Source organism: Stenotrophomonas sp. TWI809, from assembly GCF_039673205.1.
In the GTDB taxonomy this organism is placed as follows: Bacteria; Pseudomonadota; Gammaproteobacteria; order Xanthomonadales; family Xanthomonadaceae; genus Stenotrophomonas.
On the sequence record NZ_JBDJLE010000001.1, the window covers coordinates 287,985 to 300,837 of the forward strand.

The 12,853-nt window shown below is 68.4% G+C and carries 16 protein-coding genes; 1 reads left to right on the forward strand and 15 read right to left on the reverse strand.

The window, feature by feature from the left end; translation table 11 throughout:
* Position 1: 1 nt before the first annotated feature.
* The 5 genes from ABE472_RS01275 to ABE472_RS01295 all read right to left on the reverse strand — a co-directional run bounded on the left by ABE472_RS01275 (position 2) and on the right by ABE472_RS01295 (position 5,505).
* Positions 2-934, reverse strand: a complete 933-nt coding sequence (locus ABE472_RS01275; protein WP_313218155.1) for a homoserine kinase — start codon at positions 932-934, stop codon at positions 2-4.
* On the reverse strand, positions 931-3,453 hold the full coding sequence (thrA, locus tag ABE472_RS01280; protein WP_346465129.1) for a bifunctional aspartate kinase/homoserine dehydrogenase I: 2,523 nt from the start codon (positions 3,451-3,453) through the stop codon (positions 931-933). The genes ABE472_RS01275 and thrA overlap by 4 nt, the downstream gene beginning before the upstream one ends.
* A gap of 89 nt (positions 3,454-3,542) precedes the next feature.
* The gene (locus ABE472_RS01285; RefSeq protein WP_346465131.1) at positions 3,543-3,671 is read right to left on the reverse strand and encodes a hypothetical protein; all 129 of its coding nucleotides are present in this window, start codon (positions 3,669-3,671) and stop codon (positions 3,543-3,545) included.
* A gap of 129 nt (positions 3,672-3,800) precedes the next feature.
* Positions 3,801-4,748 carry a DMT family transporter gene (locus tag ABE472_RS01290; RefSeq protein ID WP_313211821.1) on the reverse strand — a complete coding sequence of 316 codons (948 nt, stop codon included), beginning with the start codon at positions 4,746-4,748 and terminating at the stop codon, positions 3,801-3,803.
* A 67-nt stretch (positions 4,749-4,815) separates the two neighbouring features.
* Positions 4,816-5,505, reverse strand: coding sequence for an AraC family transcriptional regulator (locus ABE472_RS01295; RefSeq protein ID WP_313218151.1), 690 nt, complete (start codon positions 5,503-5,505; stop codon positions 4,816-4,818).
* A gap of 103 nt (positions 5,506-5,608) precedes the next feature.
* Between ABE472_RS01295 and ABE472_RS01300 the strand changes: the two genes are divergently transcribed.
* On the forward strand, positions 5,609-6,097 hold the full coding sequence (locus tag ABE472_RS01300; RefSeq protein WP_313211825.1) for a GNAT family N-acetyltransferase: 489 nt from the start codon (positions 5,609-5,611) through the stop codon (positions 6,095-6,097).
* Between the two features lie 54 nt (positions 6,098-6,151).
* Here the strand turns inward: ABE472_RS01300 and ABE472_RS01305 are convergent, their stop codons facing one another.
* The 10 genes from ABE472_RS01305 to ABE472_RS01350 all read right to left on the reverse strand — a co-directional run bounded on the left by ABE472_RS01305 (position 6,152) and on the right by ABE472_RS01350 (position 12,739).
* On the reverse strand, positions 6,152-6,439 hold the full coding sequence (locus ABE472_RS01305) for a hypothetical protein (RefSeq protein WP_046272599.1): 288 nt from the start codon (positions 6,437-6,439) through the stop codon (positions 6,152-6,154).
* Positions 6,440-6,640: 201 nt separating this feature from the next.
* Positions 6,641-7,090: a PA2169 family four-helix-bundle protein gene (locus ABE472_RS01310; RefSeq protein ID WP_019183020.1), complete on the reverse strand. Its 450-nt coding sequence runs from the start codon at positions 7,088-7,090 to the stop codon at positions 6,641-6,643.
* A gap of 169 nt (positions 7,091-7,259) precedes the next feature.
* Positions 7,260-7,529 (reverse strand): PQ-loop domain-containing transporter, encoded by a 270-nt coding sequence (locus ABE472_RS01315; RefSeq protein ID WP_313218149.1) that lies wholly within the window; start codon positions 7,527-7,529, stop codon positions 7,260-7,262.
* The gene (locus ABE472_RS01320; RefSeq protein WP_346465134.1) at positions 7,529-8,242 is read right to left on the reverse strand and encodes a glycosyltransferase; all 714 of its coding nucleotides are present in this window, start codon (positions 8,240-8,242) and stop codon (positions 7,529-7,531) included. The genes ABE472_RS01315 and ABE472_RS01320 overlap by 1 nt, the downstream gene beginning before the upstream one ends.
* Positions 8,239-8,835: a class I SAM-dependent methyltransferase gene (locus ABE472_RS01325; protein ID WP_346465232.1), complete on the reverse strand. Its 597-nt coding sequence runs from the start codon at positions 8,833-8,835 to the stop codon at positions 8,239-8,241. Before ABE472_RS01325 ends, ABE472_RS01320 begins: the two co-directional genes overlap by 4 nt.
* The gene (locus ABE472_RS01330) at positions 8,823-9,581 is read right to left on the reverse strand and encodes a PIG-L family deacetylase (RefSeq protein WP_346465136.1); all 759 of its coding nucleotides are present in this window, start codon (positions 9,579-9,581) and stop codon (positions 8,823-8,825) included. The genes ABE472_RS01325 and ABE472_RS01330 overlap by 13 nt, the downstream gene beginning before the upstream one ends.
* Complete coding sequence (locus ABE472_RS01335) at positions 9,569-10,561, reverse strand: acyl-CoA dehydrogenase (RefSeq protein ID WP_346465138.1); 993 nt, start codon at positions 10,559-10,561, stop codon at positions 9,569-9,571. The genes ABE472_RS01330 and ABE472_RS01335 overlap by 13 nt, the downstream gene beginning before the upstream one ends.
* A 1-nt stretch (position 10,562) precedes the next feature.
* Positions 10,563-11,726 carry a zinc-dependent alcohol dehydrogenase gene (locus tag ABE472_RS01340; RefSeq protein ID WP_313211835.1) on the reverse strand — a complete coding sequence of 388 codons (1,164 nt, stop codon included), beginning with the start codon at positions 11,724-11,726 and terminating at the stop codon, positions 10,563-10,565.
* 192 nt (positions 11,727-11,918) lie between these two features.
* Entirely contained in the window at positions 11,919-12,158 is a 240-nt protein-coding gene (locus ABE472_RS01345; RefSeq protein ID WP_313211837.1) for a hypothetical protein, read from the reverse strand.
* Positions 12,159-12,250: 92 nt separating this feature from the next.
* Entirely contained in the window at positions 12,251-12,739 is a 489-nt protein-coding gene (locus ABE472_RS01350) for a YetF domain-containing protein (RefSeq protein ID WP_313218138.1), read from the reverse strand.
* Positions 12,740-12,853: the final 114 nt, after the last annotated feature.

Genomic DNA, 12,853 nt, shown 5'->3' on the forward strand with positions numbered 1-12,853 from the left:
GTCACAGCACGCGCGCGGCGGGCGCATTCAAGGGTGACACCCAGCCTTGGCTGTCGAAGCCCGCGTCCGCGAACGCCTGCTGGACTGCCGCCTGCGCGGCAAGCGCGGCATCGCGCTGCTCGAACCAGGCAAACACGCTCGGCCCCGCACCGGAGATGCTGGCGCCCATCGCCCCGGCATTCAACGCAGCATCGCGGGCCGCCGCAAACCCGGCGATCAGACCGGCCCGACGCGGCTCGACCAGCACGTCGCGCAGGCCGGCACGGACCAGTGCGGCATCGGAGGTGAAGCAGCCACTGAGCACCAGCGCCAGATTCGCGCTCTGCGCGACGAACTCGCCCAACGCGTAATGCCCCTGCAGCGCGGCGCGCGCGCGGCGCGTCTCCAGCACCGCGTCCGGATGCACCAGCAGGCTGTGCCACGCCGCCGGAACCGGCACCGGTACCAGCCGGTCCGCCGTGCTCAGTACCAGCCCGCCCAGCAGCATCGGCCCGAGGTTGTCGCCATGGCGGCCACCACTGGCCACCGCCTCGCCGGTCAGCGCGAACGGATACAGCGCTTCGCGCGACAACGGCTGCGGCAACAGCGCATTGGCCGCGACCAGCGCGGCCACACACGACGCGGCCGAACCGCCCATGCCCGAGCCCAGCGCGATGCCCTTGTCGATCTCCACCTCGAAGCCGAACGGCAGATCCAGCGCGGCACGCAGCGCAATCAACGCCGCACCGGCGGTGTTGTCCTCGGCCACCCGTGGCAGATCCACCGTGGTGCCGCGGATCGCGTGGATGCGAACCACGGGCTCGTCGATCCGCCGCACTGTCACAGTATCGCCAACGCCCTCGATGGCGTGCCCAAGGATGTCGAACCCGACCCCCACGTTGCCGACCGAGGCCGGCGCAAACGCGCGTGCTTCCGTCCTCCTGCCCTCACTCACAGACGTGCTCCTTCGCCCACCGCCACGCGCAGCACATCGGCGAACACGCCGGCGGCGGTCACCTCCGGCCCGGCGCCCGGGCCCTGCACCACCAGCGGATTGTCGCAGTAGCGGCGCGTGGTGAACTGCACCACGTTGTCGGTCAGGCGCAGGTTCGCGAAGGCATGCCCGGCCGGCAGCGCGACCAGGCCGACCTCAGCCCCGTCCGGCGTGAGGCGCGCCACATAGCGCAGCACCGCACCGTCCGCTTTGGCGACTGCCAGGCGCTCGGCGAACACCACATCGATCTGCGGCAGGCCCGCCATGAAGTCGTCCACGCTGGCCTGGCGCAGTGCTTCGGGCACCAGGCTTTCCACGCGCACCTGCGCCAGGCTGAGCTCACGGCCCGCCTCACGCGCCAGGATCACCAGCTTGCGCGCGACATCCACGCCGGAAAGATCATCGCGCGGGTCCGGCTCGGTATAGCCCATGCCACGCGCCTGGCTGACCAGCGCGGAGAACGGCACCTGGCCGTCGTATTTGTTGAACAGCCACGCCAGCGTGCCGGAGAAAATACCGTCGATCGCCAGCACCTCATCGCCGGTGTCGACCAGGTCGCGCAGCGTGGTGATCACCGGCAGGCCCGCACCGACCGTGGCTTCGTAGCGGAAGCGCGCGCCACTGCCAGCCGCTGCCTCGCGGATCGCGTGATAGCGCTCCAGCGGGCCGGCACCGGCCTGTTTGTTCGGGGTGACCACGTGGATGCCTGCGGCCAGCCAGCCGGCATAGCGGTCGGCCACTTCGGCGCTCCCGCTGCAATCGATGATCAGGGCGTGCGGCAGATGGGCGGAGACCAGGTGTTCGGTGAATGCGTCCAGATCGCTCGGCTGCGCCGGGCCGGACAGCGCCGCGCGCCAGTCACCTTTCAGGCCGCGCTCGTCCAGGACCATGCGGCTGCGCGAGGCGACCGCACGCAGGCGCAGATCCACATTGGCGCGGCCGAGCAGCTGTACCTGGGCCGCCTGCAGCTGGTCCAGCAGCGCCGCACCCACATTGCCCGGGCCGATCACACCGACCGAGAACGTCTGCGGCGACAGCCAGAACCCGGCATGCGCCGCGCGCAGCGCCTTGGTCGCATGGCGGCTGTCGACCGCCACCGAGATGTTGCGCTCCGAGGAGCCCTGCGCGATCGCCAGGATGTTCACCTGCGCGCGGCCCAGCGACTCGAACAGGCGCGCGGCCACGCCGGGCTGGCCGGCCATGCCATCGCCCACGGCGGCCAGCACACTCACGTTGTCGGTCAGCTGCACGCGCTGCACCTGGCCCAGACTCAGCTCATGGGCAAAGGCCTGCAGCAGCGATTCGCGCGCCCGCACCGCCTCGGCCTGCTTCACCACGCAGCAGATCGAGTGCTCGGAGGAGCCCTGCGAGATCATCACCACCGACACATGCGCATTGCGCAGCGCCGCGAAGACGCGCTCGGCCGTGCCGGGCACGCCGATCAGGCCGGTGCCTTCCAGGTTGATCACGGCCAGGTCCGGGCTCAGGGTCAGCCCCTTGATCGGACCGGACGCGGTGCGCTCGGCGGTGATGCGCGTGCCTGGATGATCCGGGTGGAAGGTGTTGCGGATGATGATCGGCAGGCCACGCTCGATCGCCGGCGACATCGTCTGCGGGTGCACCACTTTGGCGCCGAAGTAGGCCAGCTCGCAGGCTTCGTCGTAGCTCAGCGCTTCGAGCTGGACCGCCTCGGGCACCACCCGCGGGTCGGCCGAGAGCACGCCGTCCACATCGGTCCAGATGTGCAGCTCATCGGCGTTGAACAAGGCGGCGAAGATCGCCCCGGAGTAATCGCTGCCGTTGCGGCCCAGCGTGGTGATGCGGTCCTGGCGGTCGCGGGCGACGAAGCCGGTGGCCACGATGCGCGATTGCGGATGCTGCAGGCGCCACTGGGCCAGGCGCTCGGCGCTGCGCGCCCAGTCCACGTCCACGCCCAGTTCACCGCGCTCGATCACCAGCACATCGCGCGCATCCAGCACCGCGCAGTCTTCGCCCAGCGTCTGCAGGTACGTCCCGAGCAGTTGCGCCGAATACACCTCGCCCATGCCCTGCACGCGGTCCAGCACTTCGGTGGGCAGGCCGCCGATCACCGCCAGCGCACCCAGCACCTCGGCCAACTGATCGAAGCGCTGGTCCAGCCACTCCACCGTGGCCCCGGCGTGCTCACCGAGCAAGGCAACGGCGGCACCGCGATGACGTGCCCGCAACGCGTGCCACTGTTCGCGCCAGGCCGAGCCGTCTTCCGCGGCCAACGTGGCCACCCCGATCAGTGCATCGGTAACGCCCTTCATCGCCGAGACCACGGTGACCTGCATCGTCTCCTCACGCGCCAGCAGCAGCTGCGCCACATGACGATAGCGCTCGGCATCGGCCACCGAGGTGCCGCCGAACTTGTGGACCACGGTGGTCACGCCGGCCCGCGCGGCGACGGAGACGGCGGGCTGGGCGGAAGGTGGAGCGGAAGCGGCGACAGAAGACATGCTGACCTCGATGGGAGGCCCCGCGTCACATCAGGTTTGAGAGTTTCCCCCGCCACCTGATCTGGGTGCGGGGCCGTGGTTTTCGGAAATTACGCGAAGACGACGGGCCGCACCGGGCGAGTGGTGGCGGTGGTAATGATGGTGGTACCGGTCGACACGGCCTGGCCGCCCGCGAAGGCGGGAACGAGCAGGTAGGCGTGGGCAGCGGTGATGACCATGGATCAAGAAAACTACGCCACCGCCCTGCTTGTCAAGTGCTGCGCTGCAAAAGATCGCGGCACGTAAATCGCGGCCATCGTCGGCCAACAAGTTGCGATTGTGACCATCCAGCCGGGGCAAGGCCTGCCCTACCCCACATGCTCCGCCACCGCCGCAGGGGGCCGATGCGCGTGCGCGCACATCAGCACGCCCGACACCAGGCAGACGATGGCCACCGTTTCCATCAGCGTCGGCCAGCGTTGCTGCCAGGCAAAGCCATACAGCAGGGCGAACAGGGTTTCGAAGACGATCATCTGCCCGGTGAGGGTCAGTGGCAGGTTGCGGCTGGCGCGGTTCCAGCAGGCATTGCCGAGCACCGAGGCGACCACCGCCACGCCCGCGCTGATCAGCCAGAAGTTCAGCCACTCGCCCGGCGGATGCACCGTCGCGCTGGTCAAAAACGCACTGGGCACCAGCACGAGCGCGAGCCCGCCGGTGGTGATGCCGGTCAGCAGCGACCAGTCATGCCCGGACAGATCCGGCCGGCGCGCCAGCCAGCGGCTGTTGCCGATGGAGTACACCGCCCAGGACAGCAACGCGCCGACCGCGCACAGCAGCCCGAGCAACCGGCGCCCGGCCGAGCCCTGCGCATGTTCGGCCATCAAGGCTTCATAGCCCACCAGCGCCACGCCAAGCAGGCACAGCAGCAGCGCCGGGGCCAGGCGACGCAGTGGCACCGCGCCTTCCTCGCGTACGCCGGCCAGGGTCACCACCACCGGGATCAATCCCACGATCAGCGAGGCGGCCGCACCACCGGCCCATTGCACGGCATTGGCCAGCAGCAGGAAGTAGACCAGGTTGCCGGCCAGGCTCAGCCACAACAGACCCCGCCACTCGGCCCAGGCCAGCCGCTCCTTGAGCTGCCGCCAGCGCGGCGCAAGCAGAACGACGGCAATCAGGCCGTAGACCAGATAGCGGCCGGCGGAGAGCTGTACCGCGTTGAAGCTGTGCAGCATCGCCGGGGCCAGGAACACCACGCCCCACAGCGCGCCGGCGGCAATGCCGTTGGCGATGCCCACTCCCATCGATCGTTTCATTGCGGCTCACGCGGTATGCATTGGCCGCGCAGTGTAGAAGCCGCGCACCGCGACGTCTTGACCGAGGCTACTGCCGCCGGAAGGCCTGCGGGGTCAGCCCGGTTTCCCGGCGCAGGGCTCGGGTCAGCGCACTGTGCTCGGAATAGCCGGCATCCAGCGCGATCGTGGCGATGCTGTCGCTGCTGGTGAGCAGCCGGTGCTTGGCCCAGCGCAACCGGCAGGCACTCAGCCACGCCTGCGGAGGCACCCCGAATTCCTGGACGAAGGCCGCATGCAGGCGGCTGCCGCTGATGCCGACCAGCGCGGCCATGCGGGCCACGTTCCAGTCCGCGCCGGGGTTGGCCGAGAGCCGGGTACACAGGGCATGCAGGCGTGCCGCGCTGCCAGCGGGCGCGTACTGCTGCAGCAGGGTCGCGAGCAGACCCTCACTGCCGTGTGCGGGCGCACCGGCCAGGCGCTGGCGCACTCCCTTCGGCAGTGCCAGCCAACGCTGCCGGCGCAGGTGCTCCAGGGTGTGGTCATCGATCACCCCCGCCGGGCAATCGACGATCACCATCAGATGATCGCCATCGCCGGTCTGCGCATGTCCCTCGCCGGGTGCCACGAAGGCCCCCTGCAGCACATCCAGGCGGCCGCCAAACGCATCGACCTCCACCTCCAGATCGCCGCGCAGCGGCAGCACCCATTGCGCAAAGTCATGCCGGTCCACATCGGTGGACGTTCCGTAACACCGCAGGTGGCAGGCGCTGGCGTGCATGGGGATAGTCTGCGCGCTGGGTGAAGGCCGCTGCAAGCGGCGGCGAAACGCCCGCGCATCCGCGTACCATGGCAGCCGACCCGTCCAACATGGAGCGTTCACCGTGGCCTGCACCATCGTTCCTCTCAGTGACCGCCCCGACCTGCTGCCGATCCTGGCCGAGTGGTATTTCCAGGAATGGGGACGCCACGTGCCGGACCTGACCCTGCTCGATCAGCAGCAGCGACTGGAAGTGTTCCTGCAGGACGACGAGTTGCCCCTGCTGCTGATCGCACTGGATGACGCGGTGCCGGTCGCCGCAGCGCAGCTCAAGTTCCATGAGCGGACCGAGCGCCCCGAACGATTGCATTGGCTGGGCGGCGTCTATGTCCATCCGGCGCACCGCGGGCGCGGCCTGGCCGAGAAAGTCATCGAAGAACTGCTGGTGCGCGGTCGCGCGCTTGGCGTACGCGATCTCTACCTGCAGACCGAAGCCGATGATGGGGGCCTGTATCGCCGGCTGGGCTGGGCACCGCTGGAATCACTGCAGCATGCCGCGGGCATGCCGGTCCGGATCATGGTCCGCAGCGTTGCCGCCGACCGCGTCGACTGAACGCGCGGTTGCGGCACCTTGGTTCAAGAATGAATGCGACGCCAGTGAACGGCGTCAGCGGAAGCGCACCGGCTGCGGTGCCGGGCGGTCGGCCAGCGAGCCGAGCGTGAACGTGTATCCGGCCTCTTCCAGCAGCTTGCGCATGCGCAGCTCCGCGCGCTTGGGATAGGCCAGCGAGGTCGGTGCGTGCAGGGCGTAGGAGGTCGATTTCCCGGGCAGCGTTTCGCGGGTCACCGAGGACTGATTGGTCTCGCACGCGTTGGCCCACAGGTCCATCAGCACCTTCGGGCCGATGGATTGATTGTTGCTGAGACGAAGCGTCAGCCAACGCATGTGTTCCATGACAAATCCAAGCGGCTCTTTGTCCCGAGTATGCACCAATTCCCCCACTACCGTTCGGGGCCGTCCGGTGCGCTGGCAGCCACCCGGCAGTGTCGGACAAAAACGAACAGCCCCGGCAGGGCCGGGGCTGTTCGGGTACCGCTTCAGGGAGCGGACTACTGGCGACCGTGGGGAATCGCCAGCGCACCGCCTGTCTGAAACTCAGTGCTTCATGGCGTGCTTGCGGTCGCGCATGACAGCATGGCATTCCTGCACCTGCGGCAGCAGACGCTGGACTTCCTGGCGCGCGGCCGGCGAGGTGTCGGCGTCGGTCAGGGTGTCCTTGAACGCCTTCAGCAGGCGATCTTCGGATTCTTCCAGCTCGGCCACGTAGCCGTACTGCTTGTCGCCCAGGGTGGCGCGCACCTTGCCGTAGAACTGCTGCATGGAACCGACGAAGGTGCCATGGTCGGCCGGCTTGCCGCCCGCGGCGACAACGGTGGCGCTCAGCGAGCGGACGATCTCATTCTTGACACCGGCGATACGGGTGAAGAGCGCCGCCAACTCGGCATCTTCGACCTTGCCTGCGGCCTCGGTGTAGAACTCCTGGCCATCGCGGGCGATTTCGATCAGGTCGTTCAAGTTATGCGCGGTCTTCGATTCGGTATTCACTGCGATGTACTCCTGTTGGTCCGGTTTGGCCCGTGTGTTGTTGTCGGGGTGAGTCGACTTTTCCGCATCGGCCATGAAGTCGGCGTGACACTGAAATGCGAGTGTTCAGCGAGCTCAACGCACTGCGCGACAGATGTGCACGGCGCGTCGTCGAGGCGCGAAATGCGTGTTACTTCCCTGCCCGTCTGCGCTTGATCCAGGCCAGACATTGCCCGGCAATCGCCGTGAGCAGAATCAGCGAATTGGTCACCACGAAAACGATCGAGCCGGTCGCCGCGCTGTACGCAATGAACAACACCGAGGCCGTGATCTGGCCAACGAACAACCACGTCGATACCGCCTGTGCATCCTCGGCCGTCCACTGCTTCCATATCTGCCGCCACAGCGTGGCGATCAGCACGGCGGTCGCCGCCCAGCCGAGCAGATCAATGGGCGCCATCAGCGCGCCAGCAGTGACAGCGGGGCCACGTCGCCCGCCACCTCATCTGCCACCAAGCCAACGCGCTGTTCCAGGCGGCGCAGGAAGTCACTGAAACCGTGCGGTGCACGCGCGTGCCGGCGTGCGCTGGTCATCACCCGTGGGCTGGCCAGCCGCGCCACCTGCATGCCGGCCCCGTGCATGGCCTGGATCAGCGCGACGTCCTCACCGGTGGCCAGCGGCGCAAAGCCGCCGGACTGCCGATACGCCACCGCGCTGAAACCCATGTTCGCGCCGTGCACGTGCGGGTGCCCATCCACCGCATGCTCGCCCTGCAGGAACTGCTCGCGCACGGCCTGCGGGTAGTCCAACCAGTCACCCACCGCCACCACGCCACAGAAGGCATTCGCACCACACTGCAGCTGGCGCGCAAGCCAGTCCGGCGGCACCACGCTGTCCGCGTCGGTGCAGCCGATCCAGCGGGCCCCCAGCGCCAACGCGCGCTCACTCGCCGCCGCCCGTGCGACACCGACACACCCGGCGTCCACGCTGACCACTTCCACGCCCATGCGCTGGCAGATCCATTCCGTGGCATCACGGCACCGATCCAGCGCCACCACGATCACCACCGGCTCGTTGCGCAGGGCCGGATGCAGCGCCGCCACCTGCAGCGACTGCAGGCAGGCCGCGATCATTTGCTCTTCGTTGTGCGCGGGAACGGTCACGGCAATCATCGCAGGCCCTCGCGTTCGGCCACCGAGGTGGTCTCGGCCGACCAGCCTTCCAGCAGCATGTCCTCGTCGCGATAAGAGAACAGGCGTGGCAGGCTGTCATCAAACTGCGCGTGCACGAACGCGGCGCTGCAGCGCGCCTGCTCGAACGGCACGCGCCAATGGCATGCGATCACCACGCCCTGCGGCGTGAGCGATTGAACCACCTGCGCCGCCAGCTGACGCATGTCGTCTTGTGAGAGGTAGTAACCCATTTCACCCACCACGATCAGGTCGAACCTGCCTGCTGGCCAGTCGTGTGGATGACGCGCCTGCTCGACGGAAACGTGCGCGTGGCGCCGGGTCATCGCGCGCGCCGCGGCGACAGCGCCTTCGCTCAGGTCGGTGGCGAGCAGGTGATCGCAGCGCTCGGCCAGGGCCGCGGTCAGCACGCCGTTGGAGCACCCCAGCTCCCAGCCACGGCCAAAGCGCTCGCGCGGCAGGCTGGCCAAGGTGAGCGCGCGCTTGCGCTGCTCGTACCAGCGGGTCCGGTACTGGAAGGGGTCCTCCTTCTCATACAACGCGTTGAAGTAGGCGACATCACTCATCCGATCAATACCTCGTAGTTCCGTTCAAACCGCTGCAGCACAGCGGCAGGCAGGATGGGCTCGCACTCGAGCCCCGCCACTGCGCCGGTCTGGGTCACGAACTGCTGGATCGCATCGCGCTTGCGGTCCAGCAGGTCGTCCTCCAACGCATAGCGCGTCGCCGGCGCCCAAGCGGACGGTGCCGCCTGCGGGTCCAGCCAATGCCAGCCCCACACCGGGTATTCCTTCAACGCGGCGCCGCGCGCGGTGCAGGCCTGCACGCAGGCACGCGCGACCGCTTCATGGTCCGGGTGCCCATCGAAGCGCCACGGCGCCAGCACCAGATCGTCCGGCTGCAGCAAAGCCGCCAGCTGCTCGCCCATCCATGCTTCGCTGGCCGTCACGGCGCCATCGCCGATGTGCCAGGCAATCCGCGCTGCGCTCACCAAGCCCAGGCAACGCAGCGCATCGTCCAGCTCAGCGGCACGGGCCACGCGCAGCCGCTCGGGCGACCACGCAGGCTGATCGGGATAGCAGGCTTCGCCGTCCGTCACCGAGACCACCGTGACCGCCAGCCCTGTCTGGTGCGCAAGCGACATCAGGCCGCCGCAGGCGAGCACTTCATCGTCCGGGTGCGGCGACACCACCACCAGCCGACGCGCATCGCCGAACAGCGCCGCAGGGGACGCAAGCGGCAGCGACTGCAACCACGGCGATGCTGCCCACTGCGCCTCGGTCACGCCGCCGCCTTCGATCTGACGGTTCACAGCGTCCACGTACGCCCCTCGCGATGCATCAGGTTGCCAAGATGCTGCCAGTCGCGGTCGGCATGGCTCTGGCGGATGAAGACGGTCAGGTCAGCCCAGCGCCTGGCGTGCGCCGGGTCCATGCACATCGGGCCCGGCCCAAGCGCCCTGCCGACCCGATCCAGCGTCACGGAGGCGGCGCGCTCCACCGCACTGCGCGCTCGCACGATCTCACGCTGATGGGGTTGGTCGGGCTGTGCATCGATCAGCGCGGCCAGCTCGCGCAGCAGTGAGGCGCATGGCGACAGCGCCAGATCGATCTCACCCAGCAGGCCGGCCGCCGTGCCCGGTTCGTCCGCGCGCGCGCTGTGCAGCAATGGCTCGGCCAACGCGCTCGCCCCGCCGAACCAGCACGCCGCGATGCCTGCGCCACCATGCCAGAACCCGGGACGCTGCAGATAGGCATCCGCCGCGCCGATCTCGACGGCCGGCACCTGGTCGAAACAGGCGGTGCCACTGGGCACCCGCCCCATGCCCGTGGCCTGCCACGTCTGCGGCAGGAAACGCACGCTGGCCCGGCGCACCGGCACCAGGAACAGCCGCGAGCGCCCGTCATCGCGCACCGTCACCAGCGCATGGTCAACCCAGCCGGCACCGGAGCACCACGGCTTGTCACCGGACAGCGTGCCGCTGGCGCGATCAAAGCGCAGGGTTGCCGCCGGCCCTTCGGCCGCCCATACCGCGCCCAGCCGATCGTGGTCCGGCATCGCGGCGCCCAGTTCTTCCAGGATCGCCTGCGCGTCGTAATGTGCTTCCAGCACCTTGGCCAGGCAGAGATCCCGCGCGGCGATATGCGCCAGCGCCTGCCAGCGCAACAGCGTGTCCCCGCTGCCAGGGCGTGGCAACGAGGCTTGATGCTCGATCCAGGCGCGGGCCTGCGCCTGCAGGTCGTCGCCATCGGTCACCGGCGGCGGTGCCGCCGGCGGTACAAGAGAAGCCACGGCATTCATGTCAGGGCGTCAGGATCACCTTGCGGCAATCCTCCTCTTTGCGGTCGAAGATCTCGTAGCCACGCACCGCGTCTTCCAGCGACAGCCGGTGGGTCACGATCACGCCGGGGTCCAGGCGGCCCTCGCCGATATGGTCGAGCAGCTCCGGCATCAACTTCTGCACGTGGGTCTGGCCCATCTTGAAAGTGAGGCCCTTGTCGAACGCATCGCCGAGCAGGAAGCCGTGAATGAACCCGGCATAGACGCCCGGGATGCTCACCGTGCCACCCCGACGGGTCGCAGCAATGCACTGGCGGATCGCCACGCCGCTGCTGCCTTCCACCTTGAGCGTCGTCAGCGCCGATTCCAGCGCACTGCCCTCGGCCTCGAAGCCGACCGCTTCGATCGTGGCATCCACGCCGCGGCCGTTGGTCTGGGTGATGATGTATTCCGCCGGATCCTCCACCTGGGTGAAATCGATCGGGGTCACGCCGTAGGTCTGCTGCGCGAAGGCCAGGCGATACGGCAGGTGGTCGACCATGAAAATCGTCTCCGCCCCCAGCAGGCGGCAGCACGCCGCACTCATCAGCCCGACCGGGCCGGCACCGAAGATCGCTACCGTGGAACCCGGCTTCACGCCTGCGTTGATCGCGGCCTGGTAGCCGGTCGGCAGGATGTCGGAAAGGAACAGCACCTGCTCATCGGACAGCGCATCCGGAATACGCAACGGCCCGACATTGGCCTTCGGTACGCGCACGAACTCCGCCTGCCCGCCGGATACACCACCATAGAGATGGCTGTAGCCGAACAGCGCTGCCGGCGGGCGGATGCCCTTCTGGTTCACCGCGGCGCCCTTGCCGGTGTTGGTGGTCTCGCAGGCCGCGAACTCGGCCAGGCGGCAATGGAAGCACTCACCACACGCAATCACGAACGGAATCACCACGCGGTCGCCCGGGCGCAGATCCATCACGCCCGCGCCCACCTCCTCCACCACGCCCATGAACTCGTGGCCGAGCACGTCGCCGGTATGCAGATCCGGGATCTTGCCGCGATACAGATGCAGGTCCGAGCCGCAGATCGCCGTGGCGGTCACGCGCAGGAGGATGTCATCCGGGGCGGCCAGCGCGGGATCGGGCACGGTATCGACCCGTACATCCTTGCTGCCGTGGTAAGTCAGTGCGCGCATAGCAGACTCCGTTATCCAAGTACCTCTGTGGTACGTGGTACGGCGTGGCAGCGTCGTGACCGCACCGTGTGCGGCGTGTCTATCCGGGTGAGCGCGCCGCCCAGCAGAGGCTGGCGCGCATGGCGCTGCGCAGCGCATGAGGACTGAATCATTCATTCTGCGCGCGCGGCGAGCGCCGCACGCGACGGTCGCTTACTCCACCGAGGGCGCCGAAGGCGTCTCCGGGTCCGGCGGCAGTTCCTGCGGCGGCGATGCGGGTGCGGGGTCGCCCTCCGGTGGGATTTCCTGCGGCGGCTCCTGCGCAGGCGGGTCGCCACGGCCGGGCTCTTCCACCGGCGGCGCGGGCGGCACGGGTTCCGGGGTCGGGTCCGGCACCTGGGCGATCACATCATCGAATGGGGCCATCGTTTCACTGTCCAGTGCCATGTACATCGCGTGTGTTCCTGTTGTGGGACTGCGCCCGACCCTACGCGGCGCACCGTCAACATCCAGCGAGGGCGAGCGTGACCGACGAGCGCTCCCGCTCAGTCATCGCCGTCGGCGCGGCGCTTGTTCACCGTGATCTCGCCGGAGGTTTCCAGCACTGCCAGGTCGACCTGCCCGAAACCTTCACAGCCGTTGGCGCGCATCGCCACTTCCAGATCCGCCGGGCTGACATTGCAGCGTTTCACCTGCTCCCAGTAGATCGTGCCGTGCCGCGCCAGCACCACCGGCACGCCTTCCACGATCTCGTTGAGGCGCTTGCTGCGCGCCCCCAGAAAGCCGACGAACCAGTTCAGGCCGATCAGCGTCGCGGCCAGGATAAGCCCGCCGGGCAGCGAGGTGTCCTCACCGATCAGCGAGTTCTGCACGGCCGTGCCCAGCAGCACGATCACCAGGATGTCGAACGGGGTGGACTGCCCCATCGAACGCTTGCCGCTCATGCGGGTCAGCAGCAGGACCACCACATACACCGCAACCGCGCGGACCACGAACTCCCACCATTCCATTCCCAGCTCGAACATCTCATGCATCGCGGCAGCCTCCGTGTGGCGAGGTCTGGACGATAGGAACTCCCGGGTGAAGCCGATGGGAGCACCCGCCCTTCACGGCACCCCCGCTCCTTCGTAACAGCGGCAGGGCTAGCG

Bases quoted from the DNA above. Each gene is read 5' to 3' on its own strand.
- thrA (WP_346465129.1), bottom strand. From the start codon at position 3,453: ATGTCTTCTGTCGCCGCTTCCGCTCCACCTTCCGCCCAGCCCGCCGTC.
- ABE472_RS01285 (WP_346465131.1), bottom strand. From the start codon at position 3,671: ATGGTCATCACCGCTGCCCACGCCTACCTGCTCGTTCCCGCCTTCGCG.
- ABE472_RS01290 (WP_313211821.1), bottom strand. From the start codon at position 4,748: ATGAAACGATCGATGGGAGTGGGCATCGCCAACGGCATTGCCGCCGGC.
- ABE472_RS01295 (WP_313218151.1), bottom strand. From the start codon at position 5,505: ATGCACGCCAGCGCCTGCCACCTGCGGTGTTACGGAACGTCCACCGAT.
- ABE472_RS01305 (WP_046272599.1), bottom strand. From the start codon at position 6,439: ATGGAACACATGCGTTGGCTGACGCTTCGTCTCAGCAACAATCAATCC.
- ABE472_RS01315 (WP_313218149.1), bottom strand. From the start codon at position 7,529: ATGGCGCCCATTGATCTGCTCGGCTGGGCGGCGACCGCCGTGCTGATC.
- ABE472_RS01320 (WP_346465134.1), bottom strand. From the start codon at position 8,242: ATGATTGCCGTGACCGTTCCCGCGCACAACGAAGAGCAAATGATCGCG.
- ABE472_RS01335 (WP_346465138.1), bottom strand. From the start codon at position 10,561: ATGAATGCCGTGGCTTCTCTTGTACCGCCGGCGGCACCGCCGCCGGTG.
- ABE472_RS01340 (WP_313211835.1), bottom strand. From the start codon at position 11,726: ATGCGCGCACTGACTTACCACGGCAGCAAGGATGTACGGGTCGATACC.
- ABE472_RS01345 (WP_313211837.1), bottom strand. From the start codon at position 12,158: ATGTACATGGCACTGGACAGTGAAACGATGGCCCCATTCGATGATGTG.
- ABE472_RS01350 (WP_313218138.1), bottom strand. From the start codon at position 12,739: ATGCATGAGATGTTCGAGCTGGGAATGGAATGGTGGGAGTTCGTGGTC.